Annotated in this window: 20 protein-coding genes and 1 riboswitch; of the genes, 12 read left to right on the top strand and 8 right to left on the bottom strand. The window is 59.5% G+C overall.

What is annotated here, in order from left to right; translation table 11 throughout:
- Position 1 precedes the first annotated feature (1 nt).
- Both K9B32_RS11650 and K9B32_RS11655 read left to right on the top strand, forming a co-directional pair.
- Positions 2 to 1828 carry an ABC-F family ATP-binding cassette domain-containing protein gene (locus tag K9B32_RS11650; protein ID WP_224562073.1) on the top strand — a complete coding sequence of 609 codons (1827 nt, stop codon included), beginning with the start codon at positions 2 to 4 and terminating at the stop codon, positions 1826 to 1828.
- A gap of 141 nt (positions 1829 to 1969) precedes the next feature.
- Positions 1970 to 2587 (top strand): DUF5666 domain-containing protein, encoded by a 618-nt coding sequence (locus K9B32_RS11655; protein ID WP_224562075.1) that lies wholly within the window; start codon positions 1970 to 1972, stop codon positions 2585 to 2587.
- Positions 2588 to 2591: 4 nt separating this feature from the next.
- On the opposite strand, the gene K9B32_RS11660 is transcribed toward K9B32_RS11655, so the two are convergent.
- The gene (locus K9B32_RS11660; protein WP_224562077.1) at positions 2592 to 4418 is read right to left on the bottom strand and encodes an ABC transporter ATP-binding protein/permease; all 1827 of its coding nucleotides are present in this window, start codon (positions 4416 to 4418) and stop codon (positions 2592 to 2594) included.
- Between the two features lie 150 nt (positions 4419 to 4568).
- A riboswitch (SAM riboswitch) is annotated at positions 4569 to 4646 on the top strand.
- Between the two features lie 35 nt (positions 4647 to 4681).
- Between K9B32_RS11660 and metA the strand changes: the two genes are divergently transcribed.
- The 8 genes from metA (at position 4682) to K9B32_RS11700 (ending at position 11106) form a co-directional block, all read left to right on the top strand.
- On the top strand, positions 4682 to 5605 hold the full coding sequence (metA, locus tag K9B32_RS11665; RefSeq protein WP_224562081.1) for a homoserine O-acetyltransferase MetA: 924 nt from the start codon (positions 4682 to 4684) through the stop codon (positions 5603 to 5605).
- Between the two features lie 138 nt (positions 5606 to 5743).
- Entirely contained in the window at positions 5744 to 6766 is a 1023-nt protein-coding gene (locus tag K9B32_RS11670; RefSeq protein WP_224562082.1) for an aldose epimerase family protein, read from the top strand.
- A gap of 113 nt (positions 6767 to 6879) precedes the next feature.
- On the top strand, positions 6880 to 7653 hold the full coding sequence (locus K9B32_RS11675; RefSeq protein WP_224562083.1) for a GntR family transcriptional regulator: 774 nt from the start codon (positions 6880 to 6882) through the stop codon (positions 7651 to 7653).
- Positions 7650 to 8681 (top strand): SIS domain-containing protein, encoded by a 1032-nt coding sequence (locus K9B32_RS11680; RefSeq protein ID WP_224562085.1) that lies wholly within the window; start codon positions 7650 to 7652, stop codon positions 8679 to 8681. The genes K9B32_RS11675 and K9B32_RS11680 overlap by 4 nt, the downstream gene beginning before the upstream one ends.
- Positions 8681 to 9832 (top strand): N-acetylglucosamine-6-phosphate deacetylase, encoded by a 1152-nt coding sequence (nagA, locus tag K9B32_RS11685; protein ID WP_224562087.1) that lies wholly within the window; start codon positions 8681 to 8683, stop codon positions 9830 to 9832. The genes K9B32_RS11680 and nagA overlap by 1 nt, the downstream gene beginning before the upstream one ends.
- Before the next feature lie 14 nt (positions 9833 to 9846).
- The gene (locus tag K9B32_RS11690) at positions 9847 to 10575 is read left to right on the top strand and encodes an SIS domain-containing protein (RefSeq protein ID WP_224562096.1); all 729 of its coding nucleotides are present in this window, start codon (positions 9847 to 9849) and stop codon (positions 10573 to 10575) included.
- Positions 10576 to 10717: 142 nt separating this feature from the next.
- A complete protein-coding gene (locus tag K9B32_RS11695; protein ID WP_224562098.1) occupies positions 10718 to 10864 on the top strand; it encodes a hypothetical protein in 147 nt (48 codons plus the stop codon).
- Between the two features lie 89 nt (positions 10865 to 10953).
- Positions 10954 to 11106, top strand: coding sequence for a hypothetical protein (locus K9B32_RS11700; RefSeq protein ID WP_165933042.1), 153 nt, complete (start codon positions 10954 to 10956; stop codon positions 11104 to 11106).
- On the opposite strand, the gene K9B32_RS11705 is transcribed toward K9B32_RS11700, so the two are convergent.
- Both K9B32_RS11705 and K9B32_RS11710 read right to left on the bottom strand, forming a co-directional pair.
- On the bottom strand, positions 11103 to 11828 hold the full coding sequence (locus K9B32_RS11705) for a beta-ketoacyl-ACP reductase (RefSeq protein ID WP_224562100.1): 726 nt from the start codon (positions 11826 to 11828) through the stop codon (positions 11103 to 11105). The genes K9B32_RS11700 and K9B32_RS11705 overlap by 4 nt on opposite strands.
- Positions 11829 to 11897: 69 nt before the next feature.
- Positions 11898 to 13079 carry an acetyl-CoA C-acetyltransferase gene (locus K9B32_RS11710; RefSeq protein ID WP_007794691.1) on the bottom strand — a complete coding sequence of 394 codons (1182 nt, stop codon included), beginning with the start codon at positions 13077 to 13079 and terminating at the stop codon, positions 11898 to 11900.
- Positions 13080 to 13314: 235 nt separating this feature from the next.
- Here K9B32_RS11710 and phaR point away from each other — a divergent pair, with 235 nt between their 5' ends.
- Entirely contained in the window at positions 13315 to 13887 is a 573-nt protein-coding gene (gene phaR, locus K9B32_RS11715) for a polyhydroxyalkanoate synthesis repressor PhaR (protein ID WP_007528399.1), read from the top strand.
- 3 nt (positions 13888 to 13890) lie between these two features.
- On the opposite strand, the gene K9B32_RS11720 is transcribed toward phaR, so the two are convergent.
- The 5 genes from K9B32_RS11720 to mtgA form a co-directional block, all read right to left on the bottom strand.
- Positions 13891 to 14295: a hypothetical protein gene (locus K9B32_RS11720; protein WP_224562102.1), complete on the bottom strand. Its 405-nt coding sequence runs from the start codon at positions 14293 to 14295 to the stop codon at positions 13891 to 13893.
- A 148-nt stretch (positions 14296 to 14443) separates the two neighbouring features.
- Positions 14444 to 14629 carry a 50S ribosomal protein L32 gene (gene rpmF, locus K9B32_RS11725; protein WP_003543812.1) on the bottom strand — a complete coding sequence of 62 codons (186 nt, stop codon included), beginning with the start codon at positions 14627 to 14629 and terminating at the stop codon, positions 14444 to 14446.
- Positions 14630 to 14785: 156 nt separating this feature from the next.
- Positions 14786 to 15433, bottom strand: coding sequence for a glutathione S-transferase family protein (locus K9B32_RS11730; protein ID WP_224562103.1), 648 nt, complete (start codon positions 15431 to 15433; stop codon positions 14786 to 14788).
- A 13-nt stretch (positions 15434 to 15446) separates the two neighbouring features.
- On the bottom strand, positions 15447 to 16166 hold the full coding sequence (locus tag K9B32_RS11735) for a DUF1868 domain-containing protein (protein ID WP_224562104.1): 720 nt from the start codon (positions 16164 to 16166) through the stop codon (positions 15447 to 15449).
- Positions 16167 to 16263: 97 nt separating this feature from the next.
- Positions 16264 to 17010 carry a monofunctional biosynthetic peptidoglycan transglycosylase gene (gene mtgA / locus K9B32_RS11740; RefSeq protein WP_224562105.1) on the bottom strand — a complete coding sequence of 249 codons (747 nt, stop codon included), beginning with the start codon at positions 17008 to 17010 and terminating at the stop codon, positions 16264 to 16266.
- 135 nt (positions 17011 to 17145) lie between these two features.
- On the opposite strand from mtgA, the gene K9B32_RS11745 reads away from it, so the two are divergent.
- The gene (locus tag K9B32_RS11745) at positions 17146 to 18060 is read left to right on the top strand and encodes a polyprenyl synthetase family protein (RefSeq protein WP_224562106.1); all 915 of its coding nucleotides are present in this window, start codon (positions 17146 to 17148) and stop codon (positions 18058 to 18060) included.
- Positions 18061 to 18137: the final 77 nt, after the last annotated feature.

The following is an 18137-nucleotide window of genomic DNA, read 5'->3' on the forward strand; positions in this document are numbered from 1 at the left end:
TTTGGCGCCTCCCATTTTGAAACTCGATGACATCTTTCTCAGCTTCGGTGGCACACCATTGCTTGCCGGCGCGGCCCTGCAGGTGGAGCCCGGAGACAAGATCTGTCTCGTCGGTCGCAACGGCTCTGGGAAGTCGACACTGCTGAAAATCGCCGCCGGCCTCGTCGAAGCGCAGTCGGGTGAGGTCTTCCGTCACCCGTCCTCGACTGTCCGCTATCTGGAACAGGCCCCTGATTTCGCGGGCTTCAGTACCGTGCAGGCCTATGCCGAGGCTGGACTTGGTCCTGGTGACGACCACTACCGCGTGACTTATCTCCTCTCGCATCTCGGGCTGACCGGCGAGGAAGACCCAAAAAACCTCTCAGGCGGCGAAGCGCGCCGCGCCGCGCTTGCGCGTGTGCTTGCACCGGAGCCCGATATCCTGCTCCTCGACGAGCCGACCAACCATCTCGATCTGCCGACCATCGAGTGGCTGGAAGGAGAACTGCAAAAGAGCCGCAGTGCGCTCGTCCTGATTTCCCACGACCGGCGCTTCCTCGAGAAGGTCTCGACCGCGACCGTCTGGCTGGACCGCGGCACCTCGCGCCGGCTCGACAGGGGCTTTGCGCATTTCGAAGCCTGGCGCGACCAGGTGCTGGAAGCAGAAGAGCTCGAACAGCATAAGCTCGGCAAGGCAATCGAGCGCGAAGAACACTGGCTGCGTTACGGCGTCACTGCACGACGCAAGCGCAACATGCGCCGCCTCGGCGACCTGCAAACCATGCGTTCGCAGTATCGCGGCCACAAGGGCCCGCAGGGCACCGTGCAGGCAACAGTTTCCGACGCGCAAGAATCCGGCAAGCTCGTCATCGAAGCCGACAAGATCACGAAGACTTTCGGCGATCGGCCGATCGTCGCTCCCTTCTCCATTCGCGTGCATCGCGGTGATTGCATCGGCCTCGTCGGCCCGAACGGTGCCGGCAAGACGACGCTCCTGAAGATGTTGACCGGACAGCTCGCACCGGACAGCGGCACGATCAAGCTCGGAACCAATCTGGAAATCGCGACGCTGGATCAGAAGCGCGAAGACCTCAATCCGGACGAAACGCTCGCCCATTACCTGACGGATGGCCGCGGTGAGAACTTGCTCGTCAACGGTGAACAGAGGCACGTGACGGGCTACATGAAGGAGTTCCTGTTCCAGCCTGAACAGGCACGCACGCCGATCAGGAACCTTTCTGGCGGCGAGCGCGCGCGGCTCATGCTGGCCCGCATTATGTCGCGTCCGGCAAACCTGTTGATCCTCGACGAACCGACCAACGATCTCGATATAGAGACACTGGATCTGCTGCAGGAAATCGTTGCGGGCTTCCCCGGCACCGTCATCCTCGTCAGCCACGACCGCGACTTCCTCGACCGCACTGTGACCTCGACGATTGCGCCGGCCGTCCCGGATGCGCCTGACGGGCGCTGGATCGAATATGCGGGCGGCTATTCGGATATGCTTGCGCAGCGAAAGGGTGCCGTCGAAGAGCGAAGGAAGGCCGAAAAGGCGGCGGAACGATCGAAGCAGCAGGATGCAGCAGCTTCCGCCGAGACGGCGAAAGGAAAGGGCAAGCTTTCCTACAAGCAGAAGTTCGCGCTCGAAAATCTCCCGAAGGAAATGGCCAAGGCCGAAACCGAGATCGCCAAACGCGAGGAGCGGATGGCTGACCCCGGCTTGTTCACCAAGGACCCCACCACATTCAACCGTCTGGCGGCCGAGATGGAGAAGCTCCGGGACAGTCTGACGAAGATGGAAGAGGAATGGCTGGAGCTTGAGATGCTGCGGGAGGAATTGGAGAGTTGAGGCACCCCTCGGGCCCGCTCAATCCGACCTGTCTGTGCCGCGCGAACTGGCTTTCACGTTTCATTGATTCGTCAGCGTTCGACCGGCAGGACTAAGCTGCGCCCGTATCCGCAGCTTGCACGACGGCAAGGAAAGCAGACTATGCCACACAATCTTAAAGCATCTACCGCGCTCGTCTGGGCCGCGGGTTTCCTCGTTATTGCGTCGCACGGCGCGCTTGCCCAGGAAGCGCAACGCGTGCGTGGCGCGATTGAAAGCCTGAGTGGCAACACGTTGGTGGTCAAAACACGCGAAGGCGCCGAGCAAACGGTGACACTGAAGCCGGACTGGAAGGTTCGCGGCATCAAGAAAGCCTCCGTCGAAGACATCAAGCCGGGCGATTTCGTTGGCGTAGCATCGCTGCCGAAAGCTGATGGCGGCGACGGCGCTCTTGAAGTGCTGATCTTTCCGGCCGCCATGAAGGGAACCGGAGAAGGCAGTCGCCCTTGGGACCTGAAGCCAAACAGCACGATGACCAACGCGACCGTCGCGAAGGCCGTGAAGGCGGTCGATGGCCACACGATCACGCTCACCTATCAGGGCAAGGAAAAGACGATATCCATCGCCGACGACACACCGATTGTCACCTTCGCCCCTGCCGGAAAGTCAGACCTTGTTGCAGGAGCGCGCGTGATCGTGATGGGTGAAAGAGCACCTGATGGCGCAGTGTCCGCCGCTAACGTCACGGTCGGCACGAACGGGGTCGTCCCGCCGATGTAGGCGATCAGAGTGCTGGTGCGGGCGCGTTCGGCGCTTTTGCCACTGCCTTCACTTCAGGCTTCGCATGCAGAGCTTCGAGATGCAGTATGCGCGGCTTGAAGGTCTCAACATAGACGTCTGACCGACCGATGTAGATCATCGCCGCGCCGGGCATGGAGGCAAGGACCTCCATCATCGTGGACTGCCATTCCGGCTCCATGCCTTCCAACACTTCGTCAAACACGATCCACTTCGGTCGTACGAGAAGCAGGCGAGCAAAACCGATCGCACGCTGCTCGTCGGAATCAAGCAGCTTGTCCCACCGCGCCCGGGTATCAAGGCGGGAAACCAGATTGTGGAGTCCTGCCTTTTCCAGTGCCGCCACGACATCGCCGTTCTGATAGGTGTCCGCAGGCTCGGGAAACGCCAGCGCTTCACGAAGTGAACCACCCGGGATGTAAGCCGATTGCGGGACGAAAAGCATGTCGTCCGTGGGCGGCAAGCCGATCTTGCCGCCACCACACGGCCAAAGTTCGGAGAGTGCAAGAAAAAGCAGCTTACGGTTCACGTTGTGATCGCCGTTGATCATGACCTTTTCACCGGCCTTGATCGTCACCGCACTCTCGTGCATGCGGAAGCCGCCGCACTGGTCGATCTCTTCGCCAATCTTGGAAGCGATCCGCACGTGCTCCAGCGTTAGTGTTCCGGGCGGGCTGCGCTCGTAGCTGATCGTGCCTCTGAGATTGATCTCGTCGCTCATAGTGGTGAGCGCTTGACGAAAATCGGTGACACGCATCAGCGTGGCGCGCCATTCGGCAATGGGACCGAAGTTCGCGACATACCAGCGAAGGGCCGTGTTGACCTGGTTGAAAGCACCGACCGACACCATCAGCTGGCCAAACGTCAGTCCACCGGAGAAGTAGGCGGGCGCAGCGACGATGATCGGGATGACCACGACAAGCCAGCCGTAGCCGGCCGATACCCAGGTGAGGTTGACGTTGGCCATCGCCACCCGCTTGATGACGGCAAGCACCGCGCTGATATCGGTATTGATGCGCTGCTGCTCATTCTCCTCGCCGCGTGCCACCGTAATCGCCGGCATGTTCTCGTTGGCATGCATCAGCGCAAAGCGAAGTTCCGCCTCCTTCGAGAAGCGATCCGCGTTCAGCTTCACAAGCTTGCGGCCCACCAGCTGGCTGAGAATGGATGCGGATGCCGCATAGAAGATTGCGGCCCAGACCATATAGCCCGGAATGGAAAAGGAACGGGTACCGAAATGGAAGACAAAGCCGCTGGAGAGGTCCCACAGCACGCCGATGAAACTGATGAGCAGGATCGTCGCCTGCACCAGCCCGATCATCAGAGTCGTCGTGCTTTCCGCCAAGTTGCGTGCATCCTCGTGCAAGCGCTGGTCGGGATTGACGCCGATGAGACCGCTGGCCGAAAGCCGAAGCGCACGCTTGCGCTGGAGCCATTGATTGACGAGATCGCGCGTCAACCCTTCGCGCATATAGAGCGCGGTCATTTGGTTTAGCCATGCCTGTACAACGTTGAGCAGCAGCAGCATGCCTGCGATCAGCGCAAAGACCTTCAGCTGACGGAAGAAACCAGGCAGATCGCGCCGCGCGATGCTGTCATAAAAGGGCGCGTTCCACTGGTTGAGGATGACGGTCGCATAGGCAGTGGCGAGAATGATGGCAATCAGCGCGGTCGCGATCACCAACACTCTTCCCCGCACGGGCGAATGCCAGAAGGCCGAGAACATGACCCTCAGGCGATAGCCCAGGCTCAGATCGTATCCTACTCTGTCCTGCCCTTGAATGCTTGGCCTGCCTTCGAGGTCATCTGCCATTACGCGTCCCTAGTCATCATTCTACTTCAATAAACATGGTGTTTCGCTGTGTCCACCAACAGATTCTAGCAGTCATTAACGCGGCAGTGACTTCATATCGACCCCACCCTTCGTTTGAGCAATTGATTCGCGGGTCGAGTGACGCTATTTAAGACACTCCGTGGTGATTTGGCCGGCCGGCTTGCAGCCACGTTAAAAAAGTTGCTAAAGGGCCGCGTGCGGACCGATAGCGATGTATTCGTTGTTTTGATCGAGTGACCGCAATGCCCATCAAGATCCCCGATACCTTGCCTGCGTTTGAAACCCTGGTTCAGGAAGGCGTGCGCGTGATGACCGAGACGGTGGCTATCCGTCAGGACATCCGGCCGCTGCAGATTGGGCTGCTCAACCTCATGCCGAACAAGATCAAGACGGAATTGCAGATGGCCCGCCTCGTCGGCGCGTCTCCGCTGCAGGTGGAGCTTTCGCTCATCCGCGTGGGCAACCACAAAGCAAAGAACACCTCGGAAGACCATCTTCTCGCCTTCTACCAAACGTGGGAAGAGGTGAAGCACAGGAAATTCGACGGCTTCATCATTACCGGCGCGCCGATCGAAACGCTGCCTTATGAGGACGTGAACTATTGGGGCGAAATGCAGCAGATTTTCGACTGGACGGAAACCAACGTCCATTCGTCTATGAATGTCTGCTGGGGCGCGATGGCTGCAATCTATCACTTCCACGGCGTTCCCAAGTACGAACTGAAGGAGAAGGCCTTCGGTGTCTACCGGCACCGGAACCTGAAGCCGTCATCGGTCTACCTCAATGGCTTCTCCGACAATTTCGAGGTACCGGTCTCGCGTTGGACCGAAGTCCGCCGCAGCGATATCGAGAAGTCGGACAACCTGGAAATCCTGATGGAGTCCAGCGAAATGGGCGTCTGCCTCGTACACGAGCGGAAGGGCAAGCGGCTCTACATGTTTAATCACGTGGAGTATGATTCGACGTCGCTTTCTGATGAGTATTTCCGCGACGTGAACGCTGGCGTGCCGATCAAGATGCCGCACAACTACTTCCCGCACAACGATCCCTCACTGGCGCCGCAGAACCGCTGGCGCAGCCATGCGCACCTGCTCTTCGGCAATTGGATCAACGAACTCTACCAAACGACACCTTACGACCTCAACGAGATCGGCAAGGCCGCGTAACGCCGGCTAGCGTTGCTCAAACGGAGGCGCAGTGCACCGATCAGGCGGCCGTTCTTTTTTAAAGCACACCGGTTGCGGTTTGCCGCAAATGGGGGCAGGTTCCCTGCCTCAATCAAAGGCACATCTGGACGGGTCGTCATGACGCAAATGTTGAAGCGGGAAATTTTTGGGCAGACTAAGTCGGGCGAAACTGTCTATCGCGTCGAGATCAAGGGTGGCGGGCTGACGGCCAAGATCATCAGCTGGGGCGCCGTAATACAGGACCTCCGCCTTGACGGCCACGATGCGCCGCTCATGCTTGGCTTCGATGATTTCGACAGCTATCCTGCCCATTCCTCCTACTTTGGCGCAACTCCCGGACGTTGTGCAAACCGTATCGGCGGCGGCAAATTCACGCTGGATGGCAAGCCTTATCAGCTTGATCTCAATGAGAACGGCGTGACTCACCTTCATGGCGGGAATGACAATATTGCCAAGCGGAACTGGACGATCGTCGAGCACGATGTCGACCGTGTCGTGCTGAAGATTGTCGACCCTGACGGGCGCGGCGGCTATCCCGGCAACTGCGCCATCCAGGCAACCTACTGGGTGCACGGCGACGGCGAACTCTCCGTAACCTACGAGTCGACCAGCGACCAGCCGACGATCGCCAACGTTTGCCAGCACGCCTATTTCAACCTAGATGGCCGCGATGACGCGCTTGGCCACGACATCATGATCGCAGCCGACAGCTACCTCGTCACGAATGAACGGCAGATCCCGACCGGCGAGGCTCGGCCCGTTGCGGGAACCGCCTTCGACTTCCGTCAGATGTCACCGATGAAGCGGTTCGAGGGTAGCGAACAGGCCCTCTACGATCACAATTTCTGCCTTTCCAACGAACGCACAGCAAAGCGCTCCGTCGCGCTTGCCCGAAGCCTGAATTCGGGCGTTTCGCTGGAAGTGCGCACGACGGAGCCTGGCGTGCAGTTCTATGCGGGCTTCAAGCTCAATGTGCCTGTCCCTGGCCTCGACGGGCGCAAGTACGGCCCGTTCGCCGGCTTCTGCCTGGAAACGCAAATCTGGCCGGATGCAATCAACCACGAGGGCTTTCCCGACGCGATCCTCCGCCCGGGCGAGGTACTGCGTCAGGAAACGGACTACATCTTCTCGAAGAGCTGACGCGAACAGATCGCTCCAACCGACAAACCCTCGCAGGCTACCTGCGAGGGTTTTTTTGTTCCGAAGTCATTTTTGACTTGCGATTGGTTCTAGATAGGTTCTATCTCTATGGCATGGATAGAACCAGTCTGATCGCCGAACTGAACAGTCGAGGCCTGCGCGACAAGGCGCTCACAGGGCCGCTTTACAAGCGGTTGGCGCAGGCTCTGACGGGCCTGATCCAGGAGGGACTGCTGAGACCTGGAACCGCGCTTCCCGGCGAGCGGGATCTCGCCGAGGCATTGAAGGTCGGACGCGTTACAGTCCGCACAGCTTATCGCGACCTGATGAATGCAGGCACACTTGAATCCCGGCATGGAAGCGGCACCTTCGTTTCCAGCAAGGTCGAACGCATGGAACAGTCGCTATGGCGGCTTTCTTCCTTCTCCGCCGACATGCGCTCACGCGGTCGCGCGCCTGCGGCTCGGATCTTGTCTCGAACCGTCAATACGCCATCTCCTGATGAAGCCTTTTTGCTTGGCCTCGGGCTTGATGAACCTGTGCTGCGCCTGGATCGTCTGCGTCTTGCCGACGGTCTGCCGCTTGCGATCGAACGTGCTGTCGTGCCGATTAAGTTCATTGGAGAAAATGCCGGCGGAGAAGGATCTCTGTACGAGGCGCTCGCGGCGAGCGGCCACCGCCCCGTTCGAGCCCTCCAAAGGCTCACGGCTGTGACGCTCGATCCGTCGTCGGCGGCGGCGCTAGACGTGAAGGCGGGTGCGCCCGCCTTGCTGATCGAACGCGTCTCGCGCCTGGAAGACCAACGCGTCGTCGAATACACCCGCTCCCACTATCGTGGCGATGCATATGATTTTGTTGCAGAATTAAGAATCGGAGAAGACCTATGAGTGAAAGCCATTCGCTGATGTTGCAGGAAGCAGGCCAGTCGCCGGAGGTCATCGCAACGCTGCTTCAGAAAGAAAAGCCGGCCTTCGACGAAATTGCGAAACTGTTTGCATCAGGCGCTCCGACCGTGGTGACGACGGCAGCACGCGGGTCTTCCGACCATGCCGCGACCTTCTTCAAATACCTCTTCGAGATCACCTGCGGCGTGCCAGTCGCATCGGTCGGTCCGTCGATTGCGTCAGTCTATGGCGCGTCTCTACATCTGAAGGGCGGCGTCCACTTCACGGTGTCGCAATCCGGCGCAAGCCCCGACATCATTGCCTTGCAGGATGCCGCAAAACACGGTGGTGCGACGACGATTGCGGTCGTCAACGTCACCGATAGCCCGCTCGCCAAGCAGGCTGACATCGTTCTCGGCCTCAATGCAGGCCCGGAGAAGAGCGTAGCGGCGACCAAGTCCTTCATCGCCTCAGTCGCCGCGCTTTCCGGTGTCACGGCTGCCATCAGCGGCAAGCGCGATCTCCATGCATCCTTGGAAAAGCTACCGGAAGCCCTCCAGGCGACCAGTGGGATTGATACGAAGGCAGCGGAGGATGTACTTTTCGAGGCCAGTTCGCTCTATACGGCCGGTCGCGGCCCCGCTTTCGCCATTGCGCTCGAGGCAGCTTTGAAAGCCAAGGAGACGGCCGGCCTGCATGCAGAAGCCTTCTCGCTTGCCGAGCTGATGCATGGCCCGATGCGTCTTGTTCAGCCAGGTTTCCCGATCGTCGCCTTTACGCCTGATGATCCAGCATTCAGCAACAACGTCCAGGCGCTTGAGCGGCTGCGGAAGCTCGGCGCGACCACCGTGCCGTTCTCGACCCAGCCGGTCTCTGGCATCAATCTGCAGGTGCCGACGACGGGCAGCGGCCTGCTCGACCCGCTCGTTTCCCTGCTCGTCTACTACCGTCTGATAGAGTCGGTCACGCGCCGCAAGGGCTTCGACCCTGACAAGCCAGCCAACCTGCTCAAGGTCACGGAGACGATGTGATGGTTCGCAAAATCTTCTCCGGCGCGCGGATCTTCGACGGTCAGCGCTTCCACGACGACAAGGCGCTCATCGTCTCGGACGGGCGCGTCGAGAGCATTGCGTCGACAAGCGAACTGCCAGAGGGCGAGCATACGCGCTTTGAAGGTGGCGTGCTTTCGGCAGGCTTCATCGATGCGCAGGTGAATGGCGGTGGCGGCCGAATGCTCAACGACGAGCCATCGGCAGCCTCCATGTACATGATTGCCGATGGTCATCGACCCTACGGCACGACTGCATTGCTGCCGACGCTGATCACCGATACGGCGGACGCGACCGCCGCGGCGATCGAGGCGGCCAAGCAGACCGTCAAGACGAACCGCGGCGTAGCTGGCCTCCATCTTGAGGGCCCGCATTTGGCGCCGGCCCGCAAGGGAGCCCACCTTGCTGAACTCATGCGGCCAGTCGAGGATAAGGACGTTAAAGCGTTCATCGCGGCCAAGGAAGCGATCGGCACACTGCTGGTAACGATGGCGGCCGAACAGGTCACCGCAAAACAGGTACGCGAACTCAGTGAAGCCGGCATCACCGTTAGCATAGGCCATTCCGATTGCACCAGTGAGGCCGCGGAGGCATGCTTCGACGCTGGCGCGCGTGGCGTCACCCACCTCTTCAACGCCATGAGCCAGCTCGGCCATCGTTCACCTGGCCTCGTCGGCGCGGCCATCGATCATCCTTCGGTCTGGTGCGGCATCATCGCCGACGGCCATCATGTTGATCAGAAGGCGCTTCGGACCGCTCTTCGTGCAAAGCGGGGCGAGGGCAAGCTCTTTTTCGTCACCGACGCGATGTCGCTGGTTGGATCGGAGCAAGATTCCTTCACGCTGAATGGCCGGACCGTCCGACGCGAGAGAGGTGGCTTCTGTTCGAAGCTGGTCCTATCCGACGGCACACTTGCCGGTTCCGACGTCGATATGGCGTCGACCATCCGCTATGGCGTTACCTATCTGGAACTGCCGCTCGCAGAGGCGCTTCGCATGGCGACGCTCTACCCGGCGCGCTTCCTGCGCCTTGAAGACCACGGCCACCTTTCGCCGGGTGCCCGAGCCGATCTGGTGCATCTGACCGATGCTCTCGAGGTCACTCGGACCTTCATCAGCGGCGAAGCGGCCTAGAAATCGAGGACGTGATGACAGCGATCACCGATGCTTACTTCTCCAATCTGATTGGCCGACTCGAGACTTTGAAGACGGAGCTTGCCGAGCCCATGGCTTTGGCGGCCACTGCGATCCTAGAAGCCGCACGCAATGACAAGCGGGTCTATGTGTTCGGCACCGGACACTCGCATATGCTGGCCGAAGAAGTGCACTATCGGGCAGGTGGCCTCGCTTTCACCGTTCCGATTCTCGTTGGCTCCGCGATGCTGCACGAGGGCGCGGTAATCAGCTCCGTCTATGAGCGGACAGAAGGATTGGTGCGGCCGGTGCTGGAGCGCTATGGCATGCAGCCGGGCGATGTCATCATCATCGCGTCGAACTCCGGCGTGAATGCGGCGCCGATCGAAGCCGCCGATTATGGCCGCGAGATCGGTGCCAAAGTGATCGCGATCACATCCGTCTCCTATTCGAGTGCGGTTGCCAACGGCCGACGTCGCCTTGCGGACATCGCCGACGTCGTGTTGGACAACGGTCTTCCTCCCGGCGATGCGGTGATCGGGCTCCCAGGTACGGAGCTGAAAGTCGGTCCGGTTTCGACCGCTATCGGTGCAACCGTCCTCAACGCCATCTTCGCTGACGTCGCTTGGGAGCTGTCGAAAGGCGGCGACGCGCCGATTTATCTCAGTGCCAACATGCCTGGCGCTGCCGCGGTGAACCAACGGCTGGTGACGAAATATCGGCCGCGTAATCCCCATCTCTGAGCGCATGCGATGCCCGATTGTCAACGCCACGCTGACAGTCGGTCGCCAAAGTCCAATCTACCGGACCGTGAGGCTGAGGCGCATATTTCCTTCAAGAATAGCGGCGAGGCCATGTCCCGCCGGCTCGGAAAGGAACGGTCCCATGACCCAGATCATCTTGAATTCAGCGGTCGCCATCCTGATTGCGGCGGCCCTCCTAACGACGGCTACCGCCACTCTTCGCGGCGAAGACCGCGCAATGCAGAAAGTGCCGGTCAGGGCGAAAGCAAAGCGCCACCCAAAGGGCTGAAAGACAGCCAAATAATTCCTCAAATCGGCCCCAATATCGACACCGGGTTGAACGACCAATGCGTCATGGGGAATCCGGAGTGCAGGGCAATGACGAGAATTATCGGTGCAGCCGCAATACTGACCATCGCCATGGCGGCCTATGCGGCATACTTGAATCCATACGATACGCGCAGCCAGCAAGGCCGCTATTCGCAGCAGATCGAGAGCCACGATAACGGCCTTACGGCGTCCATCCGCTAAACGAACAACTGACCGCCATTGGCGCTTAGCGTCGATCCGGTGATGAAACCTGCGTCGTCGGAAACCAGGAAGACGACGCAGCGCGCAACCTCCTCCGGCTCACCGAGACGGCCAACCGGAATCTGCGGAATGATCCGCTCGTTCAGCACTTTCTCCGGCACGGCAAGCACCATTTCCGTACCGATATAGCCTGGGCAGATCGCGTTCACGGTAATGTTCTTGGCAGCACCTTCTTGCGCAAGTGCCTTGGTGAAGCCGAGGTCTCCGGCCTTGGCTGCCGAATAGTTCGCCTGCCCCATCTGGCCCTTTTGGCCGTTGATCGAGGAGATGTTGACGATCCGCCCGTAGCTCCTATCGCGCATGCCACCCCAGACCTGGTGCGTCATGTTGAAGAGGCCGGTGAGGTTGGTATTGACGACCTCGTGCCACTGCTGCGGCGTCATCTTGTGGAACATCGCGTCTCGCGTGATGCCAGCATTGTTGACAAGGACATCGATCGGACCCAGTTCGGACTCGACCTTCGCGATGCCCTCGCCGCATGATGCGTAGTCGGAAACATCCCATTTGAAGACGGGAATGCCTGTAGCGCCATGAAAGGCATTCGCCTTTTCGTCGTTGCCCGCGTAGTTGGCGGCAACCGTATAGCCTGCATTCTTCAGCGCGACGGAAATCGCGGCGCCAATGCCGCGGGTACCACCAGTGACAACAGCCACCCTGCTCATGTTCCGCTCCCTTGTTTGAAGGCCCCGCTATGCCTGCGGGGCTCAGGTTGTGGTTGGATTGCCTGCTATTCAAAGGGCTTCAAAGCACATAGCAACGCCCATGCCGCCACCGATGCACAGCGTCGCCAGCCCCTTCTTTGCGCCACGGCGCTTCATCTCGAAAAGGAGCGTGTTGAGCACCCGCGCGCCGGAGGCGCCGATAGGATGGCCGATCGCGATCGCACCACCGTTGACGTTGACAATCGAAGGATCCCAGCCGAGGTCCTTGTTGACGGCACAGGCCTGCGCGGCAAAGGCTTCGTTCGCTTCGACGAGATCGAGATCGCCGACGGACCAGCCGGCCTTCTCCAGCGCCTTGCGCGATGCCGGGATCGGGCCTGTTCCCATGACCTGCGGATCAACGCCCGCCGTCGCCCAGGAGACAATGCGGACGAGCGGCTGAATACCACGACGAGAGGCTTCAGCTTCGGTCATCAGCACGGCCGCGGCAGCGCCATCGTTCAAGCCGGAGGCATTCGCTGCGGTAACCGTGCCGTCCTTGTCGAAGGCAGGACGCAATTTGGCCATCGAGTCCAACGTCGCGCCGTGACGGATGTATTCGTCGGCATCGACCGTCACGTCGCCCTTTCGTGTCTGGATGACGAAGGGAATGATCTCATCGGCGAAACGTCCAGCCTTCTGCGCGGCTTCCGCCTTGTTCTGCGATGCGACCGCGAATCGGTCCTGCTCCTCGCGCGAGAGCTGCCACTGACGCGCAATGTTTTCGGCGGTGATGCCCATGTGGTAGCCATAGAAAGCGTCTGTCAGGCCGTCCTTGATCATGGTGTCGACCATTTTCATGTCGCCCATTTTGACGCCCCCGCGCAGATGTGCAGCGTGCGGCGCCATCGACATCGACTCCTGACCGCCCGCGACGATGATCTTTGCGTCACCGAGCGCAATCTGCTGCATGCCAAGCGCCACGGCGCGCAGACCCGAACCGCAGAGCTGATTGACGCCCCACGCGGTCGCCTCCTTGGGAACGCCCGCCTTCATGGCCGCCTGCCGGGCCGGGTTCTGGCCTTCGCCGGCCGGCAGAACCTGGCCGAGAATGACTTCATCGACTTCACCGGCCTCAACGCCTGCGCGCTCCAGCGCGCCCTTGACCGCAGCCGCGCCCAGCTCATGGGCCGGAACGGTGGCGAAGGCGCCATTAAATGAGCCAACGGCAGTGCGGCCTGCACTAGCGATGACGATGGATGAACCCGACATGACGATCTCCTCGTTAACTCCACCAGATTAGAGGAAACTGACAAAGCTTCATCGCCGAGTCAAACGACAAGACTCTACCATTCAATTTTAGGGATTGCTTACGCTGTGGCAAATTATCTCTGCCTTAAAAGGGGTTGCCGCATCGCACAAAGAGATTGTCACTGGGCTTCGTTTGCGTCTACATTCCTCGGCGGAGGAATTTCCATAACAATCAGACGGGCTTCGGGAGACTGATATGGCGAAGAATGACGGGCAGATCGTAATCAAGAAATACGCCAATCGCCGCCTCTACAATACAGGCACCAGCACTTATGTGACGCTGGAAGACCTGGCGGAGATGGTGAAGAAGGGTGAGGATTTTACGGTCCAGGATGCAAAGAGCGGCGACGACATTACCCATTCGGTACTGACGCAAATCATTTTCGAACAGGAATCCAAGACGGGCAACACGCTGCTGCCGATCTCGTTCCTCCGCCAGCTGATTACGTACTACGGCGACCAGATGCAGATGGTCGTTCCGAGCTTCCTGGAACATTCCATGCGCGCCTTTACTGAACAGCAGGCACAGATGCGCGAGCAGGTGACGCGCGCTTTCGGCGAAACGCCGATCGGCAAAAACCTGCAACTGCCGATGCAAATGGTCGAAGACCAGGTCCGTCGCAACACCGAGATGTTCCAGCAGGCCATGCAGATGTTTTCGCCGTTCATGACGCCACCGGCCAAGGAAAGCCGCAAGGCGGAAGCAAAGGACATTGATGAGCTGAAGGAACAGCTGCGCGCGCTTCAGAACAAACTCGACAATCTCTAAGCTTCAGAGCCCGATCGAAACATCGCGCCCGGCGGTGCGAATAGATACGGCAAAGCCGCCAATCACATCGATCAACGCAATCGTCATCAGGATGAAGAAAACCTGGGTGGCCGCATCCTGGACGAGAAGAAACTCGACCAGGAAGGCTATGAAGACGAGCATCGACAGCATGTGATTGGTTAAGCTACCGTCATTGCGCGTCGCCTTCAGTATCTCGAAGAACAGGACCGCAAGCGCGACGACGATGAAGAGGTCGCCGAGCGCCATGCTCCACATAGCTCCCGAAATCATCGACAAAACGATGACGTCGTTCTGCAGCGAGGGAAGCCCACCGCTGCCCATAAAGCCCAGCATCGACATATTGTAAAGAATGAATGGAATAGTCATCAGTGGCACGGCATTGAACATATGGCACAGCTCCCCCTCAGCCGGAGAATAGTGCCGTAAACAGCCGCATCACTTCAAGACATCATAAGAATGTATTTGCCGCGGGAAAAAGCAAAAGGCCGGCACTGGGCCGACCTCGCAAGTCCTACTCAGGCAAAACGCAAGTGTATTATGCGCTTTCCTTCGGCGTCAGAACCTGACGGCCGCGATACATACCGGTCTTCAGATCGATATGGTGCGGACGACGCAGTTCGCCGGAGTTCTTGTCTTCAACGTAGGTCGGAGCCTTCAGTGCGTCTGCAGAGCGGCGCATACCGCGCTTGGACGGGCTCGTTTTTCTCTTCGGTACAGCCATTTCTCTTACTCCACTTCACGGGCAAACACATCCAACGGCCAGACTGGCGGCCGAAACGACATATCGCGATTTCGGAAATTTTGCGCGCTTATACATGCCTTGAGGGGGCTTGACCAGTCCCCAAGTTTATTTTTTGGAATTCTGGCGATTCAAGAGTCAGACCTCGTCCTCCTCGACAATCCAGGGCTCGGACCGCGCCGCCTCTTCCCACTTCATCCAGGCCGGATGCGCCTTGACGGCGGCGATATAGCTCAGAGTGTCGCTGGCAGAAACTAGGTCGTAGACATCGAAGCGGCTGACAACAGGTGCGAACATGGCATCGGCGCCCGAAAAAGCGCCGAAAAGGAACGGCCCGCCCGAATGAGCGCGCAAGTCACGCCAAATCGTCTCGATGCGGGCGACGTCGGCCATGACGCCGTCGGCGAGCGCAATCTTGCCCTTCGGCCGCCGGATATTCATCGGGCAAGCGCCACGCAGGGCCCTGAAACCCGACAGCATCTCCATGGAAACGGCCCGCGCCACGGCTCGCTTGTCACGCTGCTTTGGCCAGATTCCGGCTTCCGGAAAAAGTTCGGCAACATACTCGATGATCGCCAGCGACTGCCAGACACGAACGTCGCCGTGCTGGAGCACCGGCACCTGACCCGTTGGCGAGAACTCCTTGAAGTGCGGATTGCCCGCCGCAAAATCGAAAGGGACAAGCAGTTCCTCGAACGAAATACCCGCGGCCGTCATGGCGATCCACGGCCGAAGCGACCACGACGAATAGTTCTTGTTGCCGATATAGAGCGTCAGCTTGTCCAATAGGGTCTCCCTTTTACGCTTCGGGCGCGAACACAAGCCGCTCCTCGAAATGGTTCATATCGTCGAAAGTACAGAAGGCGGGCGGCCTCAACGCTATGACGGGAGCGTTTTCGCGCAGCGTGGCGAGCGCGCGGTCGAGCATATCCTGCCATGCCGGAAGTGCTGCTTCCTGTAGCCGTACGATTGGGTAACAGAATGTGATATGGAACTCATAGGTATCATGATCCGGATGTCGGTAGCCGAACACAGCGGCGAAAGCGTCACGCCATTCCTTCATCACGCGCCGATCCGCAGCCGTAGCACCGTTCACGGTAAGCCCGACCGGCGTCACTTCGGTAACTTCAACATCGAAGGGGCCGAGCGGCGCGAAGGATTGCAACCGATCCAGATAAATCTCGCTCATACGCTCGATTCCGGTATCAAGCGCCACATCCTGCGGCCAATAAGGCAGCCGGCGGCGATACTCGATAATGCCCTGAAACAGCGTCATATGCAGGCTGGAGATCGGCGTGAAGGCAAACTGCAATGTTTCCGGCATCTCTAGAAAGCTCTGGCGCGCCTCCATGATCACTTGCTGTGATGGTGATCCCTCGATCAGATGGCAGACGACGGTATTGCCCGGCTCGCGCAGAAACGTACCGGCTGCGTCGTAGCGGGTCCCGAAATGACGTGGCGGAGTAGGGTTATGGGTGGCGGAATAGGTAAGAAGCGCGGGCGAAAAGGCAGAAATCATCGCTGGCAGTCCAGTCGTTGGTGGCGGGATTTCCGTCCATACTTTTAAAGCACGAATGCCAGATGATATTCATGAACACCAACGACTTATTCCAATATCAATCATAAATGCATCTGATGTATTCGCCCGAACCGCGCGCGCGCCGCTCGATGAGGCTGGCAAGTCGTCGCAGCCCCCGCCCGGGCTTGCCGGCGCTACGATCGAAAGGGTTGGGAAGCGACACGGCGAGTAGGGCGGCTTGCCGGCTGGTCAGCTTCGATGCCGGTACCTTGAAATGGTGACGTGCCGCCGCCTCGATGCCATAGATGCCCGGCCCCCATTCTGCAATGTTGAGGTAGATCTCCATCAGGCGCCGCTTTGACCAGATAAAGTCTGCCGTCACAGCCAATGGCAGTTCCAGCGCCTTGCGAACGAACGAACGGCTATTCCATAAAAACAGGTTCTTGACCGTCTGCATCGGAATCGTACTACCGCCACGCGTGGAGTGACCGCTTAGCGTATCCTCCAGGAGCATACGCATCTCATCCCAATCGACGCCGCCATGGAAACAGTACTGCCCGTCTTCGGACATCATCACCGACTGAACAAGAACCGGCGAGATATCGTCGATTGAGACCCATTGCCGGTCATAGCCGCGCAGCAACACCAGATCACGGAGCATGAGCGTGGAAACGGGATGAATGAAGGGCAGCAGGTAAAGGACGATCAGGACATACGGAAGGATAACGAGCGCCGCCAGCGCGAGAACGATGCGCATGATCACCGGACGACCCTTAAGCCAAAGAAACGCGTGCCGGTGAAACGGCACGGTCATGCTTTCCTCTCTCTCCGGCGTTATGTCCAAATTCCCCGACCCAGTCTCTTGCCCTTCTCCTCCATAGCGTTTGCGACCTGGCATTGCCAGAGACAAAGGAAATCTTCGCCGCACCATCGACAATTCCGTTGCAAGCGCAAGCCGGCTCATGCCAAACAGCGCGCCATGGACGCAAGCTCTGAAACATTCGAAGCCAGATTGACCGCCACGGCGCGAGAGGTCGAGGCTGTACTCGCTATCCTACTGTCGCCGTCCGTACTGAACGACGAAATCGCCCGGCCGGAACGACTACGTTCGGCCATGCACTATGCCGTCCTGAACGGCGGCAAGCGGCTGCGACCCTTCCTTGTCGTCGAAACGGCATCGTTGCTCGGCGGCGACAGGAACGCGGCGCTGAGGGTGGGAGCGGCGCTCGAATGCGTGCACTGCTATTCGCTCGTTCACGACGATCTGCCGACAATGGACGACGACGACCTGCGCCGAGGCAAGCCGACCGTGCACATCGCCTATGATGAAGCGACCGCCATCCTCGCCGGTGACAGCCTGCTGACCTATGCCTTTGACATCATCGCCGCACCTGAAACGAAATTACCCGACGCGGCCAAGGTGGCTTTGACGCTGGCCCTGGCGCGCGCTGCAGGCATTGGAGGCATGGCCGGCGGCCAGGCTCTCGACCTTGCCGCCGAGAAGCAGGCGCCAGACGAGCAGAGCATCGTCACGCTGCAGGCCATGAAGACTGGCGCGCTCATCCGCTTCGCCTGCGAGGCCGGCGCTATCGTCGCCGGTGCTTCCACAGAGGATCGCGCGCGATTGCGTCAGTTCGGCGAGAGGATCGGTCTCGCCTTCCAGCTCGCCGACGACATTCTCGATCTCACTTCCGATGCCGCCACCATGGGCAAGGCGACGGGCAAGGACGCTGGCCGTGGCAAAGGCACATTGGTGGCAATGCACGGCATGGCATGGGCGGAAGCCAAGCTTGCCGAGCAGGTGCGCGAGGCACAAGCACTGCTGGCTTCCTATTCCGAGCGCAGCATCATTCTCGCGGAAGCGGCTCGATTCATTGCCGGACGCAAGAACTGAAAAAGCGTCACCGGGACAATATTTCCGCCAACACACGAAACACAGTCTCTTGTCGATCGCCGCAAACTGCGCCTAAG

The organism is Rhizobium sp. 3T7, assembly GCF_020166565.1.
Classification (GTDB): Bacteria; Pseudomonadota; Alphaproteobacteria; order Rhizobiales; family Rhizobiaceae; genus Rhizobium.